Genomic DNA, 24,567 nt, shown 5'->3' with positions numbered 1-24,567 from the left:
TTTTCACTGCGCGCTGTCGCGGTTATGAAGGACATGTCCTGCCACATTAGTGAGTGGCGCAAAATGTCATCGCTGCGCGATTCCCGAATTTCAGGATTCGAGCCTTGGGTCTCGAACCGTTCATTCGGTGCCATTTTTGAGCACACCAATAAACTTATCTAAAAGATAAAAGACATTTTGTTGTTGAATTTAAGATCGTGCGGGCGATTCAGAAATCTTGCTGAACGGAGCGGCCTGGAGACCCAAGGCTCCAGGACCGAGAGAAGGAACCGCGTAGCGGCATGATTTCCAGCCTGTCGCTGCGGTACCTGAAACATAGCCAGCGAGCGGAGCGCGCAGTAAAAGAGCCGGAGATTCTTAAGAGGTGCGGCGATAGGCGCCTCTTAAGGCCGGTTTGGGTGGCAACCCAAGGTCTTGACCTTAAGGCCGGTTTGGGTGGCAACCCACGGTTTTGCCGGTGTGGGTGGCAACCCACAGTCTTGACTTTGACCTTAAGGCCACTCCCTCCGCCTACAAGTATCGCCCTTCCAGATGCGCCCGGAAGAATGCCGGGTTCAGCGTTTCGCCTGTCGCGTTTTTCATCAGCTGATCTGTCGTGAACCGGCTGCCATGCTGCCAGATATTCTGTTGCAGCCACTGGAACAGCGCTGTCAGGTCGCCACGGACAATATCATCCTGCAACGTGGGTATGGCTTTATTGGCAGTCCGGAACAGTTGTGCAGCGTACATCGCGCCCAGGGTGTAGGTCGGGAAGTAACCGAAGCCGCCGTCGGTCCAGTGGATATCCTGCATACAGCCGTCGCGGTAGTTGCCAACGGTATCGATGCCCAGATATTCCTTCATCTTTCTGTTCCACAGGGCCGGGATATCATCCACTTCAATTTCACCTTCCATCAGCGCTTTTTCGATTTCATAACGCAGGATGACGTGCGCCGGATAGCTCAGTTCATCGGCGTCAACCCGGATAAAGCCCGGCTGGACGCGCTGGTTCAGCTTCATAAAGTTGCTTTCGTCCAGTCCTTCGCGATGGCCGAATTGTTCGATAACCAGCGGATAGACAGATTTCAGGAACGGCTCACTGCAACCCAGTTGCATTTCAAACAGCAGGCTTTGAGATTCGTGTACTCCCATTGAACGGGCGTTGGAAACCGGCTGGCCCAGCCATTCTTTTGGCAGATTTTGCTCGTAACGTGCATGACCGGTTTCATGGATAACGCCCATCATGGCGCTGAGGAATTCATTTTCGTTGTAACGGGTGGTGATACGCACATCCTGCGGGACACCGCCGCAGAACGGGTGCGCGCTGACATCCAGACGACCGGCATCGAAATTAAAGCCCAGTTTGCCCATCACTTTCAGACCCAGTTGGCGCTGTTTTTCGATGTCAAAGGGCCCCTGTGGCGAAATGCGTGTCTCCGTTTTTTGCTTTTCGACCACGGTTTGTAACAGATCCGGCAGCCAGGTTTTGAGATCGCCAAACAGCACATCCAGTTTCTGCGAGGTCATGCCCGGTTCGTATAAATCGAGCAGGGCATCATAGCGGCTTATGCCCGCGGCCTCAGCGCGTAACTGCGCCTCCTGACGGCTCAGTTTCACCACTTCTTTGAGATTTTCTGAGAAGCCTTCCCAGTCATTCGATTTACGCTGGATACGCCACGCCTGTTCACAACGTGCGCCTGCCAGCGATTTGGCCTGAACCAGGCTTTCCGGCAGTAAAGCGGCCTGCTGATAATGACGGCGCATTTCACGCAGATTGGCCTGTTCCAGGTCATTAAGCTGTTCGCCGCCGGCCTGTTCCAGCCATTCACCAACCTGCTTCGCGGTGAGGATCTGATGCGTCAGCACGCTCAGCTCGGCCAGCGCTTCCGAGCGGGCCTGGCCGCCTTCCGGAGGCATCATGGCTGCTGCATCCCAGCCTGCAATCGCCGATAAATGGCCAAAGCGGGACAAGCGGGCGAAGGTATCGTGTAATTTTTTATAGGCGCTGGTCATTGTGGCTCCCTTCCTGATTTTCGTTATTAGGCTGTTCTGCAGCCAGGTTGAATGTGGGTTTTACCGGCCAGCTGAAACGCAGGCTGGCACCGCCGAGCGGGCTGCCGTCAACAGCAACCCGCCCCTGATAAGCGACGGCGATGGAATGGACGATTGCCAGCCCCAGCCCGCAGCCGCCGGTGGCGCGGTCGCGGCTCGGATCAAGGCGAACAAAGGGCTCAAAGATGCGGGTCCGTTCTTCCGGCGGGATGCCCGGCCCGTCGTCTTCCACCTGCAGGCAGGCCAGTTCACCGTCGAGCCACAGGCTGACGCGCAATGTCTCCTGAGAATAACGCAGACCGTTGTTGACCAGATTGTCGAGCACGCGTTCCATCAGGCGTAAATCCACGCCGCCGAAATCGGTATTTTGCGGCGCGTCATAAAGGATCGTGCGCGCGGTGATCAGCCGGAAATCATCGACTTTGTCTTCCAGCCATTCGGCCAGATTAACTTTTTCCAGATTAAGTGCCACCTGCGGACGGTCCAGGCGTGCATAAGTGAGCAATTCGTCGATCAGCGCTTCAAGCTGGCCGATATCGCGGTTAATGGCGTTTTGTTCCGACTCCGGCAGATTTTCACTGATTGCCAGCCGGTAACGCAGGCGCACCAGCGGCGTACGCAGTTCATGGGCGATGCCGTCAATCAGAAGTTTTTTACTGGCAACCAGGGTGCTGATGTTGTCTGCCATCTGGTTAAAGGCAACGCCCAGCCGGTTGAGGCTGGATGTCGAATCAAAATCAATACGTTCGTCGAGATGACCGTTACCGAGGCGCAGCGCGGAATTCTCCAGCCGCAGCAAATCCTGCCAGTGTGGGCGCATCCACAGAAATACCGGCAGGGCCAGCGATAAACCGATGAAGATCAGCAACCCCAGATCCAGCAGCCGCATTTCGTGCATATAAAACAGGTACGGAATAGGGCCAACGACCAGTACGTAATGGCTGCGCGGCACACGCTGAATAAAGGTATATTCGTCATCGAGCGCAATAATTTCGCCATCTTTAAGACGCTGATCCAGTGCGGGACTGAGTTTGCGTTTACCTAGCGGCTCGATATGCAGTTTGAAAGACAGATTCAGATCCAGCGTATTGATGGTCTTGTTCCAGTCTTTTATCGGAATTTCCCGCAGCTCACTACGCATCAGGTAGAGCGAGCTTTTCATCAAATCGTTCATGGACTGACGGCCGGTGCGTTCTGCGGTGACTTTGTAAACCAGCCCGACCAGCATCGCCATTACCAGAAAACAGACCAGCAGTAACAGAAAGAACTGAATGAAAAGCTTTTTCATTCCTGCAAGGTCTCCCAGGCATTGGGAGCAAACAAATAGCCTTTATTGCGTACGGTTTTGATGCGAAAGGGCTCCAGAGTGTTGTCGTACAGTTTGCGGCGCAGGCGGGAAATCGCGACATCAATGCTACGATCCAACCCGTCATAGCTGACCCCGCGAAGGTTTTTCAGCAGCGCTTCGCGATCCATAATGCGGCCTGCGTGTGTCGCCAGTTCCCACAATAAATCAAAGTCGGAAGTAGAAAGCACTATCGTTTCATCCACCAGCGTCACTTCACGGTTAACCGGGTCGATGCACAACTGACCGAAATGCAGGGCATTGCCACTGCGGAGTGTCTGAACCGGTTGTTCATTTTGGGTATTCTGCGCCGGACTCTGACGTAAATGCAGCCGCAAACGGGCCAGAAGCACCGCCGGTGGCGTCGTTTTCAGAATGTAATCGTTGGCCCCCATTTCCAGCGATAAAATGTGGTTCATGTCGCTGTCGAGCGACGTAAGCAACACAATCGGACCGGGGAACACCGGCCGTAAATCCCGGCACAGTGTCATGCCATCTTTGCCCGGCAACATGATGTCGAGCAGAACCAGATCGGGTTTTTCTTTTTCAATACGTGCCTGCGCGGTATCGCCACGTGGTTCAACCAGCACGTCAATATCATGTTTACCCAGATAGGCGGCGATCAGGTTGCCGACTTCTGCATCATCTTCAACAAAAACGATTTTATTCATTGGCTTGCTGCTTTAAGAAATCCGGTGATTAGCATAACGTGACCCGCAGGGCGACGCTATCGTGCTAGCGTAATAGAACATGTCAGTTTTGCGCGGTATTTTCCATAACCGCAAAATACTTTGGTCAAATTCTGAAATATTGCCGTTGTCAGTTTCCGTTACGCAAAGCACCGCAAGCGACTGGCAAAGTGTCAGTGAATTATGCCATTATATAGATGAATATCTTCGGCGTTATACATTGATTAAATAATTGATTGACCCTGACCAGGAAGAGGAAGAGGGGATGAATGAAAACCGCCTGGTACCCGATGCGCGCAGTCAAAAAGTATCCTTTGACTATATGGAATACCTGTCCGCATCCTGCAAAAAGAAATGGAGTTTTGTTGATGCTATTTATGGCGTGATGCCATTTTTTGGTATGGTTCTGAAATCCCGTTCGAAAAAAGAAAAATCCAGGCAGGAAGCTTTGCGTGCACTGGCCTTACAGGTGGTTTCCACCCAGGTCAGCGACGAGACCAATATTGTCCGGCTGATAGAACTGGCTGAGCAGCAAAATATGTACAGTATTGATATCAATCTGCCTTACTCGCTGACGGAAGAACAACTCACAGCAATAAAAGTAGAATGCAAACACCTGGTGCAGTTAAGCCAGAATAATGATCATTTGTTAGTCCAGATTATGCAGATGCCTCCCCGGCATTGATTTCCCCGGCTGCATTCATGAAAAAGACCGCTTTCGCGGCCTTTATGTTTTCAGGCTTTCCGCTTATTTTTTCAGTTCTGCGCGTAAGTCTTTCACGTCTGAGGCAGAAACCGGCGCGGCGGCATTTCCCCAGCTGTTACGGATATACGTCAGCACATTAGCCACATCGGCATCGCTCATGGTGGCATCAAACGATGGCATTGATGGCGCGGTCGGTTTGCTGTCCGTTGCCACAGGACGGCTGCCCGCCAGTACTACGCGCATAAGTGAAGTGGCGTCGGTCTGGTTGATAAGCGGTGAATCGGCCAGACGAGGGAACAAACCTTCCTGGCCCATACCGGTTGGGGTATGGCAGGCAGAACAACGATCAGCATAAATATTCTTGCCGGCTATCATCGCCTTATCGTCAGCTTTTACTGGCTCAGGGGCGTTGTTACCGCTGTCATGTCCGCTGTCTTTCAGATAAACCGCCACGGCCTTAAGATCATCATCCGTCCAGTGACGGGACGAATTGGTGACTTCTTCCGCCATCGGACCGGAAGCAATATCGAAACGGTTAGAACCGGTTTTCAGATATTGCATCAGATCTTCCTGCGTCCAGTTACCGACACCGGTGTGTTTGTTGCTGGTGATATCCGGCGCGACCCAGCCTTCTATCACGGTCCCTTGCAGGAATTCACTGTCTTTGTCGCCGCCGAGCAGGTTCTTCGGCGTATGACAGGTACCGCAGTGTCCCAGACCTTCAACGATGTAAGCACCGCGATTCCATTGCGCCGACTTATCCATCTGCGGTTTAAATTCGCCTTTGTTGAAGTTCAGCCAGTTCCAGCCCATCAGACTGGTACGCACGTTGAACGGGAAGGGCAACTGGTTGGTTTCAATTTCATTATGCACCGGTTGCAGAGTTTGCAGATACGCCCAGATGGCGGCGTTATCTTCGCGTGTCACTTTCGTGTACGCCGTGAACGGCATCGCGCCGTAAAGACGTTTTCCGCCGTGACCGATGCCCTCCGACATGGCGCGCTGGAAATCATCGAAACTCCATCTGCCGATACCGGTTTGCACATCCGGCGTAATGTTTGCACCGACTAAACGGCCGAACGGGGTTTCAATTGGCACACCGCCGGCAAAGGGTTTGGCGTCCGGCGTGGAGGCGGTATGACAGGCGGCGCAGTCGCCCACGGTTGCCAGATAACGGCCACGTTCAACCTGTTCGAAAGAGCCATCGCCCGCCGCGTGGCTCAGTCCGCTGATGCTCAAAGCCACTAAACCGAGTGAGAATGACGTTAACTTTTTCATGCGATCATCTCTCCCGGTTTTTTCAGATAGTAGTTACGGATTGCATGGGCGGCTTTAAACGCCAGTGCGCCGACGGTTCCGGTCGGGTTATAGCCCGGGTTTTGCGGAAAGGCAGACGCGCCGACCACAAACAGATTAGGCACATCCCAGACCTGCAGATGTTTATTCACCGAACTGGTGGACGGATCCGCACCCATCACAAACCCGCCGACGACGTGCGAAGACTGATACGGCGTACCGTTCCAGTGACCTTTCATCGGGGTGGCCACCAATTGACGAGGATTCATCGCCTTGGCGATTTCGGCTACTTTACCGGTGCAATAGGCGGCCATTTTCAGGTCATTTGCCGGGAAGTCAAAAGTGACGCGCAGCAGCGGACGCCCCAGACGGTCTTTATAGTTCGGATCAAGCGACAGATAGTTGGTTTTAGTGGTGTAGCTACTGGCTTCACAACCGATCGACATCGAACTGAGATAATTGGCGACTGTGGCTTTTTTCCATTCGCTGCCCCATTTCGGCGTTCCCGGCGGAACAGGGCGGTAGCCGATGGGCGCTCCGCCGATGGGCGTTACGCGGATACTGCCACCGCCAAAGAAGCCCAGGCCGCTGTGGTCAAAGTTATCGTTATTGAAATCATCAATGCCCATTCCTACCGCGCCTGCGCCGATGAACGGGTTAAAGTTTTTGTCATCAAAGAAGAGCTGTACGCCGTTCGCGGTCTGATAGGCATAATTACGGCCAGTGGTGCCGCTTAACGTAACCGGATCATAGGGTTTGCCGATGCCGGAAAGTAGCATCAGGCGGACGTTTTCGAAGGTAAACGCACTCACAATCACCAGGTCAGCCGGTTGTTCCCATTCATCGCCCGAAGAATCGATATAGACCACGCCCGTGGCGCGTTTGCCGGTAGAGTCGGTCAGCACCTGCATCACTTCACAGTTAGTGCGGGCTTCGAAATTCTCCTTGCGGATCAGCGCCGGTAATACGGTGGTGATGGCGCTGGCCTTGGAGTAGTTCGCGCAGCCGAAGTTTGTGCAGAAACCGCAGAAGGTGCACGGCCCCATTTTCACCCCGAGCGGGTTAGTATAAGGCTCGGAAATCAGGGAGGAGGGCACCGGGAACGCTTTGTAACCCATATTGCGCGCCGCTTCAGCAAACAATGTCGGGCCATAGGGCTGATCGAGCGGGCGGGTCGGATATTCAATCGAGCGCATCCCTTCATACGGGTTACCGCCTTCATGATGTTCCCCTTTGACGTTGCTGGCTTTACCGGAAACCCCGGCCAGACGTTCGAAAGAGGCGTAATGCGGTTCCATTTCATCCCAGTCGGTGCCCCAGTCTTGCAGAACCAACTCTTCCGGGATGGCGTTAGCGCCGTAACGCTCGGTCAGATGACTTTTCAGGCGGAATTCATCCGGCTGAAAGCGGAAAGTAATCCCCGCCCAGTGGTTGCCTGCGCCGCCGGTGCCATTTCCCGGGTGAAAAGAACCCCATTCGCGCATCGGCAACGCGGTTTGCGCCGGGTTGTTGCGGATGGTAATGGTGTTCTGGCGGGTACGTAACATCAGTTCCTGCCGGGAGCTGTAGCGTAACTCATCTGTCACCGTCGACACGTTAAAATCACGGGCGGTATCACGCCACGGGCCGCGTTCAATCGCCACCACATTCAGCCCTTCGTCGCACAACTCATTGGCGATGATCGAACCTGCCCAGCCGAGCCCGATCACCACGACGTCGGTTTTAGGTAATTTTTTTGCCATAATCGTGTTCTGCCCTTAGCTTTTTATTTTCCATGCGTCACCGCCGGAAATACTCAGCGGTTCGAGATCGAGTTTCTGATTGTGCTTGCCGATATAGTCGCGGTAGTCGTAACGTGCGCCGGGGAAGCCCAGCATTTTCCACGACACCATATTGCGGTTACCGCCGTAAATCGGGTCAGCAAAGAAACCTTCCATCGTGTTCTTCAGTGCAATGGCAAAGAACATTTTAGAATCGATCCCTTCAAGGGCAATTTTTCCGCTCTCGAGACCTGACAGGATGTGATCCTGCTGCTCACCGGGCAGATCTTTGAATAACTTCTGATGCTGTGACCGGGTGTATTTATCTAATGCGGCCAGGCCAAGACGGTAGCGCTGTTGCGGAACCAGCGACGACTGATCGCCTTGTTCCGGCGTGCCATCCTGGAAAGGGCCTTGCATATAAAGCCGGGAGGCGGTGCCGTAGAATCCGGCCAGCTGGCGGTCAATAAATACCGCGCATCCGGCGTCTTTTCCGCCCACGCTCAGATCATCGGCGGGCACCAGACGGTCAACAATGGCTTCCATGGCGGCGGCTTCGGCTTCGGTGAAGAACACCCAGCCATCGGTCTCGATGTGCGGCGGCGGGCTGGCGTCAAAGGGGCTCCACACGGGCGTGCCTTTGAGCGTCACCGCATTTGCGGCTTTGGCTGCACCCAATACTGCGGAGGCGGCCGTGAATGAGAGAATTTGTCTGCGGGTCACGCCGGGCAAGGTTTTTTTGCTCATTTATGTTCCCTGTTTGTACATATCACTTTAAGGTCCGGACGCACTCTGCCAGGGCAGTCGGGTGGCATCGGGATAATCGTTAACCTGCTAAGGATAAATGAAAATAGAATGTAAAGATAAATAGTTCGTTTGTTAAAAATGTTATTAAATGTGTGTGATTGATATCTTTGATGTAATTTTAGGCGATATTTTTTGCGATGTGGCAACAAATTAGCCCTGCATTCACTCTGGAAATGAATGAGCATGATTTGACTGGCGATAAGGCGGTGTGTGGCCGTTCGTGGCGTGAAGGTTGAATTATGCTGACTGTACGGTAAGATCATACCTTACTTATGAAATGTGTAAGGTATGACTGAAGTCACAGATTTTTTTTCTGATTTATTGAAGCGATTTGCAGGAAACACCTGCGCCTCTTTGCTGCTTGCAGGGGGAGCCGCCTTCTATGCTGTAAGCGCCAGTGCGCTGACGGTAGGATCTGGCGAATACGGCGTTCCCGGTTATAACCTCAACGGTTTTCTGCCCGCCAGTGACCAAAGTTCCGTCTTTAATAACGGAACGCCGGCACAACCCGCCGGGATGTTGCCGAGCCTCGGCAGCCAGTACATACAGAACAATACCGGGCCCACGGCCATGGAAAAACAGCTTGCCACCGCTCTGAAAGAGCTGGGAACCACGACGGCGGACAGCGATGATCCCTTACGGGTGCAGGCGGAAACGCTGGCACTGAGTCAGGCGGCGAAACTGGTGCAAAAAGAAACCAGCAGTTTGCTTTCGCCGCTGGGCACCGTCAGCACCTCGCTGGACATGACCGGCCATAATCTTGACGGCAGTTCCGGTCGGTTATTCAGCCCGCTGTACCAGTCTGAAACCAATCTGGTTTACAGCCAGATCGGTCTGCAAAGCGAGACGGATGCCACGGTTGGTAATTTCGGCCTCGGCCAGCGCTTTAATACCGGTACGTGGATGCTGGGGTATAACGCGTTTGTGGATAACGACTTCGACCATCAGCTGACGCGCGGCAGTCTGGGCGCGGAGGCGGGGACAGATTACCTGCGCTTTTCTACCAATTATTATCAGCCGTTTTCCTCCTATAAAGCCGACAGCAGCACGTCTGCGCAACTGCGGCGTCAGGCGCGTGGCTACGACATTACCACCAAAGGCTATTTACCTTTCTACCGCCAGTTAGGCGCTTCGCTGAGTTATGAGCAGTATTTCGGTAATCAGGTGGATTTGTTCGGCAACGGCACGCGGCAGAGTAATCCGTCGGCAGTGTCGTTTGGCGTCAATTACACCCCGGTGCCGATCGTGACGGTGATGGCTGAGCATCAGGCCGGACAGGATGGGGATAATCAGGATGTAGTGAAACTGACACTGAATTACCGGCTGGGGGTGCCACTGTCGCAGCAGTTGTCCTCACAGAACGTCGCGGCAGCGCGCTCGCTGCGCGGAAGCCGGATGGACATGGTTGACCGCAATAATATGCCGGTGATGGAATTCAAACAGCGTAAGACCTTGTCGGTATTTCTGGCCACGCCGCCGTGGTCATTACAGCCAGGCGAAACGGTACCGCTGAAACTGCAACTGCACGCGCTGAATTCTGTGGTGGCGCTGAGCTGGCAGGGCGATACGCAGGCGCTGAGCCTGACGCCACCTGCGAATAACCGGAATCCTGATGGCTGGAGTGTGATTGTGCCACCATGGGATGATTCCCCGGACGCCACCAACATTTATCATCTGTCGGTGACTGTGGAAGACAGCAAATCGCAGAAAGTCACCTCCAACTGGATCACGCTGAATGTATCCCCGCCACTGACGGCTCAGCCGCAATACGGTAATGATTCAGGGCTGAATTTCTGATCGGGTTTTTCGCTCCCCCCCTTCGCAGGGGAAGGGAGCCGACCTGGCCACTGAGGGTTTAGCTTTTTGCTCCTCCCCCTGCGAGCAGTCTCTTTATCAGATCTCCTCATCAAGATCAGGCTGCAAGGACGATCAACAGCAAAGCAGCAGGCCGTTTATTGGCCGCCGGAGGCATTTATAATGGAAATAATGAAGGTTTTGCTAAAACAGCGCAGCAACTCGGCGGGGATGCTCAGGCCGGTTATGATCAGGTATTAAATGAGACAACTGTGGGTTCTGCTATTGCAATCACGTCAGTGGTGGCCGGGCTCGGGCTTAGTGGGTTAGGGGCTGTCAGTGAAATTTCCCAGTTAGAAAGACTAGCTCCAAGACACAGCACGTTAGCAGCAGGGGCTGTCCGCGCTAAGAAATTTTCAGGAAATTGGCCGACTGCGGATCTGGATGCAGCATTGAAGAAATTTGCCGGAAATCATCCTTTGGTTACAACTACGAACTCAGGAAAACGGATTTACGCTCACCCTGAGACTGGTGTACAAGTCGTTGAAGACTTAAACGGCGACTATTTCCGCATCAATGACCCCTCCCTGTCAGGCAAAAGAACCTATTTAGATCTTGATGGTATTGTTCCAAATAACAAAATACTTGAAGGGGGCAAGCAAATAGGAAGGACTCAGAGTGAATATAATGAAGTCACGCATTTTAACATTCCAGGACGTAAATAACATGAAATGTATCTCTGTACCGACCAGCCAAGATGCCATGCAACGTCTTGATCTTGATGTATCTCTTGAGGGAGATTTGATCGAAGTTACGATAACTGATGAACAATTTCAGTCTCTAATCGATACAGGTGTTATCAGTCAATTGAACCAGTTCATCGAAATTAACATAGACGAATTCGAAGATGAGAAAATTATCGGCATTCGTGATTTAACATTGGCTAAGAGTATTCTGGGGCAGGTTTCTCCATCAGATCGTGCCAATGCTGAAGTATTGGTGTCCCAAATAAATAAAGCGATTGAGTACAATACTGGCGTATTCTTTTATTTTTGACCTTAATACTCGGAGTGCTCCTCCACCTTCGCCTGTCTCTTGATCAGATCTCCTGATCAAGAGACTTCGCAAGTTTGTAGCCTTCAACGATATTCTGCAGCTTGAGCCAGCCTTCCCACATCACTATCCAGCCTGCACGACCCGTACGTTTGCTGTCGTATCAATGACCCATTTTCGCCAGCGCCGTTCGTAATAGCTGATGATCTGCCGCGCCTGGGTCACATTTTCTACCTGTAAAGAAGATCAACGGAGAAGGAAAAGTTCAAAAAAAATCCCCGTCATGAATGCCGGGGATTTGTGTATAAGAGTCAGCCCTTCGCAGGGGAGGATTGGCAGGTGTTTAACGGCTAACGCCTGGTTAAAGCACATTACTCTGTAATACCCAAACTGCCGCTTCAACGCGGGATTTAAGTTTCATTTTCTTCAGCAGATGTTTGACGTGCACTTTCACTGTGCTTTCGGTGATATTCAGACGGCGGGCGATCATTTTGTTCGGCAAACCTTCGGCGATCAGTTTGATGATGTCGCGTTCGCGCGGCGTCAGGGACTGAATATCGCGGTCACCGCTCGGGCGGCTTTCTCGCAGGCTTGCCGCGAGAACGGGTGTCAGCGCTTCGCTCAGCACCATCTTCCCGGCGGCGGCGTTATGCAGCGCAGTGAGCAAATCTTCCGGCTCCATATCTTTCAGTAAATATCCATCCGCGCCACGTTTCAGGGCGGTTACCACATCATCTTCATGATTCGATACGCTGAAAACCACGATCCGCCCGGAAAGGGAGGTCTGACGCATACTGTCGAGTGTATCCAGCCCGTTCATGCCCGGCATATTCAGGTCCAGCAGGATCAGGTCCGGATCGAGCTGTTTTGCCAGTTCGACGCCCTGTTCGCCATTACTGGCTTCACCAATAACTTTAAGGCGTGAGTCCAGCGCGATCAGCTGTTTCACGCCGTTGCGCAGCATAGGGTGATCGTCAATCAGCAAAATAGTGGAAGGGGTGGTGTCGTTCATACTTGCTCCTGGGGATTAACTGGCAGGGCTTCGGGCCGGAAACGCACAGTGACTTCTGTGCCGCCCTCCGGGCGCCGGGCGACCCGACATTTGCCGTGTAAGGTACTGGCGCGATCCTGCATGATGATCAGCCCATAATGATTTTGCTGCCCGATGTCCTGCGAAATACCGTCACCGTTATCGCAAATATTCATGCTGATTTCGCCGTCATGACACTGTAATGAAAGCGATACCCGGGTGGCATTAGCATGTTTATAAACATTGTTCAGGGCTTCACGGGCAATGTGCAACAGGTGAATGCCCTGATTGGCCGGAACGGAACGCGGCGGGATCTGATAATCGAAATCAATGGCCAGGCCCATACGGCGTGAGAATTCATCTACGGTATGTTGCAGTGCGGCGTGCAGGCCGGGGGTGTTCAGCGTCAGGCGGAAGGTGGTCAGCAGTTCACGCAACTGGCGATAAGCGGTATTGAGTTCTTCCCGCATTTGTAGCAACAGATTTTTGTCTTCTTCCGGGAAGGCATCAGCGTGCATTTGCAGGCAGGCCACCTGAATTTTCAGGCATGACAGTGACTGCGCCAGCGAGTCATGCAGTTCACGGGCGATAGCCGAACGTTCCTCCATCAGCATCAGCTGTTGCTGATGTTCCGCCTGACGTGCCAGCATCAGAGTACTGGTGAGTTGTTCCAGCAGGGTGTGTATCAGTTGCTGCTGATCGTCATCCAGATACTGCCCTGGCGGCAACTGCGCCAGCAACACACCGTAATTTTCGCGATCGTCGCGCAGGCTCCAGCTCAGGGACTCGCCACCGTCTTGTGCATGTTCACCGACCTCTGGGATGTCAGGCTGACGTGGCGAAGTGTGGCTGAATTCATTGAATACTTCCGCGCTATTATTTTCGTATTGCCGCAACTGAATACCCTTCAGCGGAGTCAGTGATTGCAACTCTTTCAGCACCGGTTCCATGCGTGCCTCAGGCGGTGCACTGGTGTGAAGCTGACGGCTCACGCGGTACAGATAATCCAGCATCTGATTTTTTTGTTGCAGATCGGCGGTTTTTTCTGCCACGCGCTGGGCCAGCTTATCGACCATTTCCGCCAGGGCCAGAGACATACTGTTGAGTGAGTCGCCGAGGATATCCATTTCATTATGTGCATCGCCATTCACCACACGGTTACGCTGATAGCGGCGGCTGAAATCCCCGGCGGTAATGGCGCTGGCCTGTGAAAGCAGGCTTTTCCAGGGCGTCAGCAGATGGTGGCGCAGGAACCAGATGGTCAGCGCCATCAGTAAAAGAGTTACCACCAGAAGTCCACGTTGGATCAGCGAAATCTGCTGTAAATGGTATTCGGTTTTGTGCTCCAGTGCCGCGACCAGCTCATCAAGCTGGCCGACAAAGACGGCAATATTGGCCGAGACATCCTGCGGGTGCTTAGCCGTAAGAAGCTGGTTGCGCAGGGTGGTTTGCCAGTACTGACGTAACGCCAGAAACTGTGGTTGCAGATTTTCGCGCTCAACAGCCTGTAATAAATCGGCGCTGTTTTGATCAGTTTCCATCTGGCTGATATAGCGGGCACTGGTTTCCTGCAGCGGTACTTCAGATAACAGCCGGTAACTTTGCATGCGCAGCGAACCCGCTTTATTGATCGCATGGGCATTGCCCTCGATACTGCCCGCCATCCACGCCGCCAGGCTCATTCCGCCAATGCCCAGAAGGCCGAGCAGCAGCATCAGCAAGGTGATCTGGCTGATGAGCGACAAAGAAGGCAGTACGCGTTTAAACATGAATAGTATTTCCTGAACCTATAGCGGACGCCGCAGATAACGTGCCGGAATGACACAAACCTGTACTGTGTGGGCATTTTTTATGATCAGGGAGCGTTTCCCTATACCCCTTTGTGATTACTCCTTTATTTCCATGTCATTCATGCTGTCGTTAACCCAAAGAATATCTCTTCTTCAACCTTTTGAATAAAAACAGTTTATTGATTTTCCGCCGGGTACTCACAAAGGATTTGTGGTGATTTTTCCGGCATTATCCACCTGCGTTTGCGTTGATTTGTATCAACATCCCGGGGTGGTGCTCTACCTAGTGTGTGCGACAGAACTCAATCATTACAACAACAATGCGTTGCCACCCGAGGTACACATGTCACATACATCAGCTTCACCGACGGAAAAACCGTCACGCCTGTTGCAGGACTGGCGTCCCGAAGACCCGGCATTTTGGGAAAAAACCGGGCATAAAGTGGCCAGCCGCAATTTATGGATTTCCGTGCCTTGTCTTTTGCTGGGATTCTGCGTCTGGATGCTGTTCAGCCTGGTCTCCGTTAACCTCAACAAAGTCGGTTTTAACTTCACGACGGATCAGCTGTTTATGCTGACCGCTATTCCGTCAGTATCCGGCGCTTTGTTGCGTGTGCCTTACTCCTTTATGATCCCGCTGTTCGGCGGCCGCCGCTGGACGGCCATCAGTACTGTATTTCTGGTGCTGCCATGCCTGTGGCTGGGTTTTGCGGTGCAGGATATCACCACGTCTTATAACGTTTTCCTGATCATTGCGCTGTTGTGCGGTTTCGGTGGCGCTAACTTTGCATCGAGCATGTCCAATATTAGCTTTTTCTTTCCGAAAGCGAAGCAGGGCGGCGCTCTCGGGATCAATGGTGGTCTGGGTAATCTTGGGGTGAGCGTGATGCAGCTGATTGCACCACTGGTCATCTCCCTGGGGGTGTTTGCGGCCTTCAGCGATAAACAGACGCTGGCGAACGGTACTGACATCTGGCTGCAAAATGCGGCCTGGATCTGGGTGCCATTTTTGATCATCGGTACCCTTGCCGCCTGGTTTGGTATGAACGATCTGGCCTCTTCCAAAGCCTCAATCCGCCAGCAATTACCGGTACTGAAACGCGGTCATCTGTGGATCATGAGTGTGTTGTATCTGGCGACTTTCGGTTCGTTTATCGGCTTTTCAGCGGGTTTTGCGATGCTGACCAAAACCCAGTTCCCTGACGTCAATATTTTGCAATTTGCCTTTTTCGGCCCGTTTTTTGGTGCGCTGGCCCGTTCTGCGGGGGGCATGTTGTCCGACCGCCTGGGTGGTATTCGCGTAACTCTGGTGAATTATATCGTCATGGCGATTTTTGCGGGTTTACTGTTCCTGACCTTGCCGGTCGGTGGCGCGGGCGGCAATTTCCCGGCGTTCTTCGCGGTATTTATGGTGCTGTTCCTGACGGCCGGTCTGGGCAGTGGCTCCACCTATCAGATGATTGCGGTGATTTTCCGCAAACTCACCACTGATCAGGCTAAAGCCCGTGGTGCCAGCGATGATGAAGCGCTGCGTGAAGCGGTTACCGATACGGCGGCTGCGCTCGGTTTTATCTCTTCCATCGGCGCGATTGGCGGCTTCTTTATTCCTAAAGCGTTCGGGACATCACTGGCCATGACCGGTTCACCGGCGGGCGCGATGAAAGTCTTCCTGGTGTTTTACGTGGTTTGTGCGCTGATCACCTGGCTGGTGTACTGGCGTAAACTGAACAAAGGTTTTGCGACCAAACAAGTCAGAAAGTAATCTCAGCAGGCAGTGAATGGAATGAAAGGGGCTCCGGCCCCTTTTTGCGTGATCAGAACGCCGGGCACGTTTGGTATGACATCCGGGGTGGCCCCGCATTTCATGACAGCTTCCTCATGAGAAACCTACCTGTAATCAGTCATAAGCAATAACAATTCAGACTTTTTAAAACCGGTTCAGGGCGTTATAAATAACGGGACGATAACTGAAAAATGGATCCTGTGATGAAAACTGCCCACCTGGTTGACCCTGAACTGCGCCCGTTACTGGATCTTATGCCAGAACGTGTGCTTGAAGCCTCTGTTCTGCCTGATATGCGCGCTCAGCGGCAGGCAGCGGCACTGGAAAGTTTATTGCAGGATGATGGCCTGCCTGTTTCCGTCGCCCATCATCACATTACGGGTAGCGAAGGCGCGCCGGCGGTGCGTGTGGTGGTGATTTCACCGCAATATGCACGCCAGGGGCGGATGGGTATTTTGCATATTCATGGTGGCGGCTATGTGCTGGGCAGCCCTGAGCAATCGATGCCGCTGACCCGTCCGACTGCGGCGCAGCACGACTGTGTCATTGTTTCGGTGGATTATCGCCTCGCGCCGGAAACACCGTTCCCCGGACCGCTGGAGGATTGCTATGCCGCGCTGGTCTGGATGACCGCTCAGGCAGAAGCGCTGGGCATCGACCCCGAACATATCGGTGTAATGGGCGACAGCGCCGGTGCAGGGCTGGCTGCCTCGCTGGCGTTGCTGACCCGTGACCGCGGGGGCCCGAAACTGGCGTTTCAAAACCTGATGTATCCGATGCTCGACGACCGCACCGTGACCGATCCCAACCCGAATCCGGTGACGGGTGAATTCTCCTGGACGCGCGAGGACAACCGTTTCGGCTGGCACGCCTATCTTGGTCATGACGCGGGTTTGCGGGATATTTCCTGCTACGCTGCGGCGGGCCGTGCAGAGGATCTGAGCGGATTACCGCCAGCCTGGATTGGCGTCGGTTCGATAGATTTATTCCTCGATGAGAATATCGACTATGCACGCCGGTTAATCCGTGCCGGCGTACCGGTGGAATTCAGCATTTATCCGGGCGGATTTCACGGTTTCAATGGCGATCCGGCCTATGCGCTGGCCCGCCGCGCACGTAAACAGCGTCAGGACGCCCTGGCCGGTTTTAATCCGCTGCGTCATCATCATGACTTTGGATTATAATCATCAGCAATCGACAGGGCACAACAACCGGCTGAATTAGAAAATAAATTGGATATCAAACAACTTATCTATTTGTGTAATCTCGAACGCGAACGACATTTCGGCAGGGCGGCAGAAGCCAGTTTTGTCAGCCAGCCGACGCTGTCGATGCGCCTTAAAAATCTCGAAAAAGAACTCGACCTTAATCTGATCAACCGCGGTAATAACTTTGAAGGTTTTACCGCCGAAGGCCTGCGCGTGCTGAGCTGGGCGCGTGAAATCGTCGCCGTCTATGAAGGGCTGAAACTGGAAGTCGAATCACTGAAACAGGGCATGAGCGGGACATTGCGTATAGGCGTGATGCCGCAATGCAGCGTGTCGTTGGCGCAGCTGATTAAGGCGGTCAGCGAGGCGCATCCGGGGCTGGATTATCGTGTCGCGGAAGTCAGTGCCGATCAACTGATAGAAGCGCTGAGCAGTCATTCAGTGGATGTCGGTATTGGTTTTTTTGAGTTCTCGACGCTCAATGAGCTGCGCTTTCAGCTGGTGCCGCTTGATGATGGCGGCGTTGATGTGGTCTATCACCCGGATCATTTTCCGCAGTTGCAGGACATCGGACTGATGACCGCTGAACAGGCAGTCACGCTGCCATTATGTCTGTCTGAGCCGAGCCGCTATTTCCGGCGTTATCTGGATAATTTTTTCCGCCAGGCCGGGCTTGAGCTGCGTCCGCGGCTTGAAAGTACCTCGATTTTCCAGCTGATGCAGGGCGTGTTCGTCGGGATTGGCTGTGCGCTGGTTCCGCGCGGACATCTGATTGATGAGATGCATCCTGTACTGAAACGTTGTCCGCTGGATATCACACCGATGAGCCGTCACGCCGCACTGGTGGTTGCCGAAGCGGGAAGGGCAACGCCACTGGCGCAGCATTTCTTCACAGCCGCCGGGCTTTGGCTGGCACAACAGCAGACAGAAAAACCCGACAGATAAACCATCCTCCGACGGTTTATCTCCGCTATTCCTATTGATGAAAAGAATATTTAAGCTCAAGCTTTGGCGCAATATTGCGTTAAATGAATGGAGTAACACATGAAAACATTGAAAGCCGTTGTTCTGGCGATAGCCTCTGCAGGTATTTTGCTTTCAGCAGGTGCACAGGCGTCGAATAATCTTCTGGGACAACTGCAGCAGGCCGCCAACGAAGGACTGAACGGCGGCGGCAAATCCGGTTCCACCGCCACCACTTCTTCGCTGACCTCGTTGCTTAGCGGCGGCGACAGCGCATTAACCTCGACCAGCGCGAACAACGTCGCAGGTGTGTTGCAATATTGCGTGAAGAACAACGTACTTTCCAAAGCCAGCACTGAGAATGTGAAAGATCAGTTGCTGAGCAAGCTGGGTATCCAGACGGCAGAGGGTGCGGAAAGCCAGGATTATCAGCAGGGTCTGGGGGGATTGCTGAAAACCGGTAAAGATCAGAGTGTCGATCTGAATAACCTGGGGAACGGGCTGACGCAGGTAAAAGAGAAAGTGAAAACCAAGGCCTGTGATGTGGTGCTCAAGCAGGCGAAATCGTTTATTTGATTGCAGAGGCCGCTGCAATGGCGGCTTTTAACTTCAACTTCAAATTCAAGGTCAAAACCGTGGGTTGCCACCCACACTGGCCTTAAGAGGCGCCTATCGCCGCGCCTCTTAAGAATCTCCGGCTCTTTTACTGCGCGCTCCGCTCGCTGGCTATGTTTCATAAGCCACAGTGATAGCCGCAAAATCCCGCCGCTGCGCGGTGCCCTACGTTCGGGTTGCAACCCGCGCAAAAAACGCGCGGTTTTCCACCTCTCCTCCGGCGGAATTTTGGAACCGGCCTCAGGCTTCAACTTCACAACCTCACTTTCTTAATCTTTCAAAAAGCTGCGGGCGATTCAGAAATCTTGCTGAACGGAGCGGCCTGAAGACCGAAGGCTTCAGGACCGAGAGAAGGCACCGCGTAGCGGCAAGATTTCCAGCCTGTCGCTGTGGTTGCTGAAACATAGCCAGCGAGCGATAGCGGGGAGTTAAAAGCGAAGGGAGATCCAAGAGGGAAAAAGCACTTTTCCCTCTGGTCGGTTTCGGCGCGAAAACGCATGTGATAACCGTAATTGAAAAACCGAAATTTTCTCGGTCGAGCCTTCAGTGCAACTGAGAAAATTTTAAAGAGATCCAAAGGGAAGCCCTTTCACTCCGCATAGACCTTCTCTTTACTCTCACACAAATCCTCAATCAGACAACTCCCGCACCGTGGCTTGCGGGCAATGCAGGTATAGCGGCCATGCAGGATCAGCCAGTGATGGCAGTCAAGTTTGAATTCGGCGGGAACCACTTTCAGCAATTTTTCTTCGACATCATCGACAGTCTTACCCGGCGCGAACTTCGTGCGGTTACAGACGCGGAAGATATGCGTGTCCACCGCAATGGTCGGCCAGCCGAAGGCAGTGTTAAGTACAACGTTGGCGGTTTTGCGGCCGACGCCTGGCAGGGCTTCAAGCGCGGCGCGGTCTTCCGGCACTTCACCGTTGTGTTTTTCCAGCAAAAGACGGCAGGTTTTAATCACGTTCTCGGCTTTGGCATTAAACAGGCCAATAGTTTTGATGTATTCCTTCACACCGTCCACGCCAAGTGCCAGAACAGATTCAGGCGTGTTGGCGACAGGATACAGCTTTGCCGTCGCCTTGTTCACGCTGACGTCCGTGGCCTGCGCGGAAAGCAATACCGAAATCAGCAGTTCGAACGGGGTGGTGTACACCAGTTCGGTGGTAGGATGCGGGTTGTTATCACGTAAACGGCTGAGAATTTCGGTGCGTTTTTCCTTATTCATGAACACTTCCCTTTGGCAAACTTTCTTCAGCAGCAACGTGCTGTGCCGCTTTCCGTGCTTTCATGCGCTGATCAATAAGATATTTAGCGGCCAGCAACAGACCGAGGCCGATAAACGCGCCCGGCGGCAGCATGGCCAGCAGGAACGGGTTATCGAGATGCAGCACTTCGACACGCAATACTTTCGCCCAACTGCCGAGTAACAAATCAGCGCCGTTGAACAGTACGCCGCTGCCGAGAATTTCACGCATTGAGCCCAGTACAAACATCGCACAGGTTGCTCCGAGCCCGGTCATCGCACCGTCAAGCGCGGCCAGATGGATCGGACTGCTGGCTGCGCAGGCTTCGGCGCGTCCGACCACAATACAGTTGGTCACAATCAGCGGGATAAAAATCCCCAGCGCCTGATACAGACCAAACGCGTAAGCGTTGATCAGCATCTGTACGGTACTGACGACCGAGGCGATAATCAGCACATAAATCGGGATGCGAATTTCATCCGGGATCCACTTACGGAATGCGGAAATCATGGCGTTGGTACAGGTCAGCACCAGCGTGGTCGCCAGGCCTAAACCCAGGGCGTTGGTGGCAGTCGAAGTCACGGCCAGCAGCGGACAAAGCCCCAGTAACTGAACCAGTGAGGAGTTATTGGTCCACAGACCCTGAACGATTATCTTTTTGGCTTCACTCATCACGTGCTCCACAAGGGGTGAGGTGGGAAAGCTGAGACGGTACCGTCCCGATAAACAGCGCCGTGCGTTTTACGGAGCGAACGACGGCGCGCGGTGTAATGGTCGCACCGGTAAACTGATCAAACATACCGCCGTCTTTCTTCACGGCCCAGCGCTCATCGCCTGCACCGTTAACGGTCTGATTGGCGAAATGCTTGATCCAGTCTGAAATGCGCACTTCAATTTTGTCACCCAGCCCCGGCGTTTCATGCTGTTCCAGCACGCGGGAACCGTAAACTTTGCCATGAAAATCAGCCGCCACCAGTAACCGGATCGCACCGGAATAACCATCAGGCGCAGTGGTTTCAACCACCGCGGCCACAGGCTGTCCGTTTTTGCGCGCCAGATACATACGGTGCGGCGTCATGTTACCCAGTGCCTCATCAGTGACGTTGTAACATTCGTTTTGCATGTCGTTGTCGTACACGCCTGCAGGGATCACCTGATCAAACAATGTTTTTTGTTGTAACAGTGCCTGATGTTCAATCGTCGGCTTGGTCATCAGGTTGACCAGTGCCGTCATGCCGGTCATCAGTGCGCCAAAGAAAGCCAGAATCAGGCCGTGGCGTCGCATGGTTGCTAACATCATTCTTCCTCAGCGATGCCCGTAAACGCGTGGTTGGGTGTAGTGATCAATCAGTGGCACGGTGATATTGGCCAGTAAAACCGCAAAAGCGATGCCATCCGGATAACCGCCGTAACTGCGGATCAGCCACACCAACAAACCAATCAGCGCACCGAAAATCAGGCGGCCTTTTGGCGTGGTGGACGCCGTCACCGGATCGGTGGCGATAAAGAACGCGCCGAGCATGGTCGCGCCGGAAAACAACCCGACCAGCGGTGAAGAGTAGCTTTCCGGTGCCAGACCCCACGCGATACCCGCGCAGACAGTCAGCATACCTAACAGGGCGACCGGAATGTGCCAGCTGATGATTTTGCGCCACATCAGGAACAGCCCGCCGGCGAGGAAACCCAGGTTAATCCACTGCCAGCCGAGACCGGCCAGCGTGCCGCTAAACAATGGCGTACTGAGGATCTGATCGGCGCTATGGCCGGAGCGCAGACCGGTTTTAAACGCATCCAGCGGTGTTGCCTGCGTCACGCCATCGACGTTCATATTGAGCTGATAGGCGGTCAGATCCAGACTGTTATGCCCGGTGAAAATAGTCCGCAGTGTATCGGTGAAGCCTGCGTGATGGTGTTGCAGGGTATCAGGCGGCAACCAGGTGGTCATTTGCACCGGGAAAGAAATCAGCAGTACCACATAACCTACCATGGCCGGGTTAAACGGATTCTGACCCAGACCGCCATAAAGTTGTTTGGCAATAATGATGGCGAAAATCGTGCCGAGTACCACCATCCACCACGGGCCCAGCGGCGGCAGGCTGATACCCAGCAAAACCGCGGTCAGCAGGGCGCTGTTATCTCCCAGACGTTTCGTCACCGGCTGTTTTCGCAGTTGTAACACGGCGCCTTCTGCCAGCAGAGCAATCACGATAGCCAGTGTCAGTTGTATCAGCGTGCCGTAACCGAAGAACCAGACCTGAGCGATCAGGCCGGGAATACACGCCAGGATCACCATCATCATGATGGTGCTGGTGTTCTGGCGATTATGTGTAAAAGGTGAGCTTGCGATCCTGAAGGCCATCTATTCCTCGTTAGACATTGTTTGGGCGGCTTTACGGGCCTTAACCCGGGCGATCGCCGCAGCCACGGCGGCTTTGCGTGGATCGCTTTCTTGTTGTTTTGGCTCGGTTTCTTCTGCGTCCTGCGCGGCCGCTTTTTTGGCTTTGGCGCGGGCGATGGCAGCGGCTACTGCCGCCTTGCGTTTGTCGTCTGCGGAAGGTTCGGCAGGTGACGCTGTCACGTTTTCTTCACCGGCAGGCTGATGTGGTGCTGCGGCTTTCTTCGCTTTTACACGGGCAATCGCGGCCGCCACGGCGGCCTTGCGGGCATCTTCCTCAGCGGGTGGCTGAGAAACGGCAAGCTCACTTTCTCTGGCTTCAACAACCACGCCAGTGTTGCCGGCTTTCTTCGCTTTCACCCTGGCAATCGCGGCAGCCACCGCGGCCTTACGGGCATCTTCCTCAGCGGGCGGTGCTGTTTCAGCCACCGGTTCAGAGGCCACAGGAATATCCTGCTGCGCGGCAGCTTTTTTAGCTTTAGCGCGGGCAATTGCCGCCGCCAGTGCGGCCTGGCGCGGATCGACTTCCGGCGTGTCAGCCACGGGTTTTTCTTCTACAGGGGCTTCTGCTGCCGGTGTCTCGCTGAGTTTTACAGCCGCTTTCTGATGCTTTTCTTCCCGCGCTAATTTTTCACGCTCCATACGCGCCTGTTTGGCTTCGAAACGCGCTTTGGCTTCCGTGGCACGTGCGCTTTCGTTATCGATGGCGCGGATTTCAGCCTTTTCCTGACGGTAATACTGCACCAGCGGAATATTGCTCGGGCAGACATAGGCACAGGCGCCGCATTCGATGCAGTCGAACAGGTTATGCTTGCGTGCTTTCTCGTGTTCCTCGCCTTTACTGAACCAGTAAAGTTGTTGCGGCAATAAACCGGCCGGACAGGATTCCGCACACAGGCTGCAACGGATGCAGGCTTCTTCCGGCCCGGGCTGTCCCAGTTCGGATTCGGACGGTGCCAGCAAACAGTTGGAAATTTTGACCACGGGTACGTTGAGCGACGGCAGGGTAAAGCCCATCAGCGGACCGCCCATGATCACCATCTTTTTATTACCCTGCGGTTGTAACTGACCTTCCTGCATCAGGTGCTCAATGGGGGTACCCAGACGCGCCCAGACGTTGCCCGGTTTTGCCATTGCTTCACCGGTCAGCGTGACCACGCGTTCAATCAGCGGTTCGCCGTCAATGATGGCGCGTTTAATGGCAAACACAGTGCCGACGTTTTGCATCAGCACGCCGATGGACGACGAGTGATGGCCTTTTGGCACTTCGAGGCCGGTCAGGATTTTAGTCAGCTGTTTGGCACCGCCGGACGGGTATTTGGTCGGGATCACCCGCAACTCAAAACGCACACCGTCGGAGATTTCAGCGCTGATCGCCGCTTTTAGTGCGGCAATCGCTTCAGGTTTGTTGTCTTCGATGCCGATCAGCACACGTTCAGGATGCAACATGTGACAGAGGATGCGCGTACCCTGGAGGATTTCCATGGCATGTTCCTGCATCAGCCGGTCATCGGCAGTGATGTAAGGCTCACATTCGGCAGCATTAAGAATCAGTGTGCGGGTCGAGGTCAGGCCGCCAGCCAGTTTGCTGGCGGTCGGGAAACCGGCGCCACCCAGCCCGGCAATACCAGCCTGACTGATGCGCTGATTCAGTTCGTCAGCAGTAAGCTGACGGTAATCGGCCACGAATTCACGGTCACACCAGGTGTCCTGGCCGTCGGCGTCGATTAACACACAAAGCTCTTTCAGGCCGGAAGGGTGCGCAGTAATGTGTGGCCCGATGGCGGTAATCACGCCTGAGGTCGGCGCATGAACCGGTACGGTACGGCCACGACCGGTGGTCAGCGGCTGACCTTTTAACACGCGGTCGCCGGGTTTCACACACAGCTCGCCTTCAGGGCCAAGATGTTGCTGAAGCGGGATGATAAAGCGCTCAGGCAGTGGCACGTTGCGCAACGGAACGTGGCTTGACTGAGTCTTCATTTCCGGCGGATGAATACCGCCGTCGAAGTCCCAGATCTTGTCTTTTTTGAGCGCCGCAAACAGATTAAACAT

At 53.8% G+C, this 24,567-nt stretch carries 22 protein-coding genes; 8 read left to right on the top strand and 14 right to left on the bottom strand.

The window, feature by feature from the left end; genetic code table 11:
* Positions 1–510: 510 nt before the first annotated feature.
* From EVX52_RS05285 to rstA, 3 genes are read right to left on the bottom strand one after another with little or no spacing between them, the layout of a single operon-like run.
* Entirely contained in the window at positions 511–1,992 is a 1,482-nt protein-coding gene (locus tag EVX52_RS05285; protein ID WP_129990771.1) for a carboxypeptidase M32, read from the bottom strand.
* Complete coding sequence (gene rstB / locus EVX52_RS05280; protein WP_129951190.1) at positions 1,976–3,319, bottom strand: two-component system sensor histidine kinase RstB; 1,344 nt, start codon at positions 3,317–3,319, stop codon at positions 1,976–1,978. The genes EVX52_RS05285 and rstB overlap by 17 nt, the downstream gene beginning before the upstream one ends.
* Positions 3,316–4,047 carry a two-component system response regulator RstA gene (gene rstA, locus EVX52_RS05275; protein ID WP_129951191.1) on the bottom strand — a complete coding sequence of 244 codons (732 nt, stop codon included), beginning with the start codon at positions 4,045–4,047 and terminating at the stop codon, positions 3,316–3,318. The genes rstB and rstA overlap by 4 nt, the downstream gene beginning before the upstream one ends.
* Positions 4,048–4,330: 283 nt before the next feature.
* On the opposite strand from rstA, the gene EVX52_RS05270 reads away from it, so the two are divergent.
* A complete protein-coding gene (locus tag EVX52_RS05270) occupies positions 4,331–4,750 on the top strand; it encodes a hypothetical protein (protein WP_129951192.1) in 420 nt (139 codons plus the stop codon).
* A gap of 63 nt (positions 4,751–4,813) precedes the next feature.
* On the opposite strand, the gene EVX52_RS05265 is transcribed toward EVX52_RS05270, so the two are convergent.
* The 3 genes from EVX52_RS05265 to EVX52_RS05255 are packed head-to-tail and all read right to left on the bottom strand — an operon-like array spanning position 4,814 to position 8,574.
* Complete coding sequence (locus EVX52_RS05265) at positions 4,814–6,049, bottom strand: cytochrome c (RefSeq protein ID WP_129990770.1); 1,236 nt, start codon at positions 6,047–6,049, stop codon at positions 4,814–4,816.
* Entirely contained in the window at positions 6,046–7,809 is a 1,764-nt protein-coding gene (locus tag EVX52_RS05260; RefSeq protein WP_129951194.1) for a GMC family oxidoreductase, read from the bottom strand. Before EVX52_RS05260 ends, EVX52_RS05265 begins: the two co-directional genes overlap by 4 nt.
* 15 nt (positions 7,810–7,824) lie before the next feature.
* On the bottom strand, positions 7,825–8,574 hold the full coding sequence (locus EVX52_RS05255; RefSeq protein ID WP_129990769.1) for a gluconate 2-dehydrogenase subunit 3 family protein: 750 nt from the start codon (positions 8,572–8,574) through the stop codon (positions 7,825–7,827).
* A 348-nt stretch (positions 8,575–8,922) separates the two neighbouring features.
* On the opposite strand from EVX52_RS05255, the gene EVX52_RS05250 reads away from it, so the two are divergent.
* From EVX52_RS05250 to EVX52_RS05240, 3 genes are all read left to right on the top strand, one after another.
* On the top strand, positions 8,923–10,431 hold the full coding sequence (locus EVX52_RS05250) for a YchO/YchP family invasin (RefSeq protein ID WP_129990768.1): 1,509 nt from the start codon (positions 8,923–8,925) through the stop codon (positions 10,429–10,431).
* Positions 10,432–10,589: 158 nt separating this feature from the next.
* The gene (locus EVX52_RS25445; protein ID WP_370278309.1) at positions 10,590–11,153 is read left to right on the top strand and encodes a hypothetical protein; all 564 of its coding nucleotides are present in this window, start codon (positions 10,590–10,592) and stop codon (positions 11,151–11,153) included.
* Position 11,154: 1 nt separating this feature from the next.
* Entirely contained in the window at positions 11,155–11,484 is a 330-nt protein-coding gene (locus EVX52_RS05240) for a hypothetical protein (protein ID WP_129951197.1), read from the top strand.
* Between the two features lie 358 nt (positions 11,485–11,842).
* Here EVX52_RS05240 and narL read toward each other — a convergent pair whose 3' ends face one another.
* Positions 11,843–12,493: a two-component system response regulator NarL gene (narL, locus tag EVX52_RS05230; protein ID WP_129990767.1), complete on the bottom strand. Its 651-nt coding sequence runs from the start codon at positions 12,491–12,493 to the stop codon at positions 11,843–11,845.
* Complete coding sequence (gene narX, locus EVX52_RS05225; protein WP_129990766.1) at positions 12,490–14,280, bottom strand: nitrate/nitrite two-component system sensor histidine kinase NarX; 1,791 nt, start codon at positions 14,278–14,280, stop codon at positions 12,490–12,492. The genes narL and narX overlap by 4 nt, the downstream gene beginning before the upstream one ends.
* Before the next feature lie 364 nt (positions 14,281–14,644).
* On the opposite strand from narX, the gene EVX52_RS05220 reads away from it, so the two are divergent.
* From EVX52_RS05220 to EVX52_RS05205, 4 genes are all read left to right on the top strand, one after another.
* Positions 14,645–16,063 carry a NarK family nitrate/nitrite MFS transporter gene (locus EVX52_RS05220; protein ID WP_129990765.1) on the top strand — a complete coding sequence of 473 codons (1,419 nt, stop codon included), beginning with the start codon at positions 14,645–14,647 and terminating at the stop codon, positions 16,061–16,063.
* Between the two features lie 224 nt (positions 16,064–16,287).
* Positions 16,288–17,268, top strand: a complete 981-nt coding sequence (locus EVX52_RS05215) for an alpha/beta hydrolase (protein ID WP_129990764.1) — start codon at positions 16,288–16,290, stop codon at positions 17,266–17,268.
* A gap of 48 nt (positions 17,269–17,316) precedes the next feature.
* Complete coding sequence (locus EVX52_RS05210; protein ID WP_129951202.1) at positions 17,317–18,237, top strand: LysR family transcriptional regulator; 921 nt, start codon at positions 17,317–17,319, stop codon at positions 18,235–18,237.
* Positions 18,238–18,336: 99 nt separating this feature from the next.
* Positions 18,337–18,831 (top strand): DUF2501 domain-containing protein, encoded by a 495-nt coding sequence (locus EVX52_RS05205; RefSeq protein WP_129990763.1) that lies wholly within the window; start codon positions 18,337–18,339, stop codon positions 18,829–18,831.
* A gap of 316 nt (positions 18,832–19,147) precedes the next feature.
* On the opposite strand, the gene EVX52_RS05200 is transcribed toward EVX52_RS05205, so the two are convergent.
* The 6 genes from EVX52_RS05200 to rsxC are packed head-to-tail and all read right to left on the bottom strand — an operon-like array spanning position 19,148 to position 24,567.
* Positions 19,148–19,447, bottom strand: a complete 300-nt coding sequence (locus tag EVX52_RS05200) for a hypothetical protein (RefSeq protein ID WP_129951204.1) — start codon at positions 19,445–19,447, stop codon at positions 19,148–19,150.
* 12 nt (positions 19,448–19,459) lie between these two features.
* A complete protein-coding gene (gene nth, locus EVX52_RS05195) occupies positions 19,460–20,098 on the bottom strand; it encodes an endonuclease III (protein ID WP_129990762.1) in 639 nt (212 codons plus the stop codon).
* The gene (locus EVX52_RS05190; RefSeq protein ID WP_129951206.1) at positions 20,091–20,789 is read right to left on the bottom strand and encodes an electron transport complex subunit E; all 699 of its coding nucleotides are present in this window, start codon (positions 20,787–20,789) and stop codon (positions 20,091–20,093) included. The genes nth and EVX52_RS05190 overlap by 8 nt, the downstream gene beginning before the upstream one ends.
* Positions 20,782–21,414, bottom strand: a complete 633-nt coding sequence (gene rsxG, locus EVX52_RS05185) for an electron transport complex subunit RsxG (RefSeq protein ID WP_129952109.1) — start codon at positions 21,412–21,414, stop codon at positions 20,782–20,784. Before rsxG ends, EVX52_RS05190 begins: the two co-directional genes overlap by 8 nt.
* A 9-nt stretch (positions 21,415–21,423) precedes the next feature.
* Entirely contained in the window at positions 21,424–22,476 is a 1,053-nt protein-coding gene (gene rsxD / locus EVX52_RS05180; RefSeq protein ID WP_129990761.1) for an electron transport complex subunit RsxD, read from the bottom strand.
* A complete protein-coding gene (rsxC, locus tag EVX52_RS05175; protein WP_129990760.1) occupies positions 22,477–24,567 on the bottom strand; it encodes an electron transport complex subunit RsxC in 2,091 nt (696 codons plus the stop codon).

This window comes from Rahnella sp. CFA14(1/10), assembly GCF_004195095.1.
Classification (GTDB): Bacteria; Pseudomonadota; Gammaproteobacteria; order Enterobacterales; family Enterobacteriaceae; genus Rahnella; species Rahnella perminowiae.
Note: the sequence above shows the minus strand (reverse complement) of the source record. Positions and strands in the feature narration are given on the sequence as shown.

Coding starts and splice junctions, on each gene's coding strand:
- EVX52_RS05285 (WP_129990771.1), bottom strand. CDS start 1,992: ATGACCAGCGCCTATAAAAAATTACACGATACCTTCGCCCGCTTGTCC.
- rstB (WP_129951190.1), bottom strand. CDS start 3,319: ATGAAAAAGCTTTTCATTCAGTTCTTTCTGTTACTGCTGGTCTGTTTT.
- rstA (WP_129951191.1), bottom strand. CDS start 4,047: ATGAATAAAATCGTTTTTGTTGAAGATGATGCAGAAGTCGGCAACCTG.
- EVX52_RS05270 (WP_129951192.1), top strand. CDS start 4,331: ATGAATGAAAACCGCCTGGTACCCGATGCGCGCAGTCAAAAAGTATCC.
- EVX52_RS05265 (WP_129990770.1), bottom strand. CDS start 6,049: ATGAAAAAGTTAACGTCATTCTCACTCGGTTTAGTGGCTTTGAGCATC.
- EVX52_RS05260 (WP_129951194.1), bottom strand. CDS start 7,809: ATGGCAAAAAAATTACCTAAAACCGACGTCGTGGTGATCGGGCTCGGC.
- EVX52_RS05255 (WP_129990769.1), bottom strand. CDS start 8,574: ATGAGCAAAAAAACCTTGCCCGGCGTGACCCGCAGACAAATTCTCTCA.
- EVX52_RS05250 (WP_129990768.1), top strand. CDS start 8,923: ATGACTGAAGTCACAGATTTTTTTTCTGATTTATTGAAGCGATTTGCA.
- EVX52_RS05240 (WP_129951197.1), top strand. CDS start 11,155: ATGAAATGTATCTCTGTACCGACCAGCCAAGATGCCATGCAACGTCTT.
- narL (WP_129990767.1), bottom strand. CDS start 12,493: ATGAACGACACCACCCCTTCCACTATTTTGCTGATTGACGATCACCCT.
- narX (WP_129990766.1), bottom strand. CDS start 14,280: ATGTTTAAACGCGTACTGCCTTCTTTGTCGCTCATCAGCCAGATCACC.
- EVX52_RS05220 (WP_129990765.1), top strand. CDS start 14,645: ATGTCACATACATCAGCTTCACCGACGGAAAAACCGTCACGCCTGTTG.
- EVX52_RS05215 (WP_129990764.1), top strand. CDS start 16,288: ATGAAAACTGCCCACCTGGTTGACCCTGAACTGCGCCCGTTACTGGAT.
- EVX52_RS05205 (WP_129990763.1), top strand. CDS start 18,337: ATGAAAACATTGAAAGCCGTTGTTCTGGCGATAGCCTCTGCAGGTATT.
- nth (WP_129990762.1), bottom strand. CDS start 20,098: ATGAATAAGGAAAAACGCACCGAAATTCTCAGCCGTTTACGTGATAAC.
- EVX52_RS05190 (WP_129951206.1), bottom strand. CDS start 20,789: ATGAGTGAAGCCAAAAAGATAATCGTTCAGGGTCTGTGGACCAATAAC.
- rsxG (WP_129952109.1), bottom strand. CDS start 21,414: ATGTTAGCAACCATGCGACGCCACGGCCTGATTCTGGCTTTCTTTGGC.
- rsxD (WP_129990761.1), bottom strand. CDS start 22,476: ATGGCCTTCAGGATCGCAAGCTCACCTTTTACACATAATCGCCAGAAC.
- rsxC (WP_129990760.1), bottom strand. CDS start 24,567: ATGTTTAATCTGTTTGCGGCGCTCAAAAAAGACAAGATCTGGGACTTC.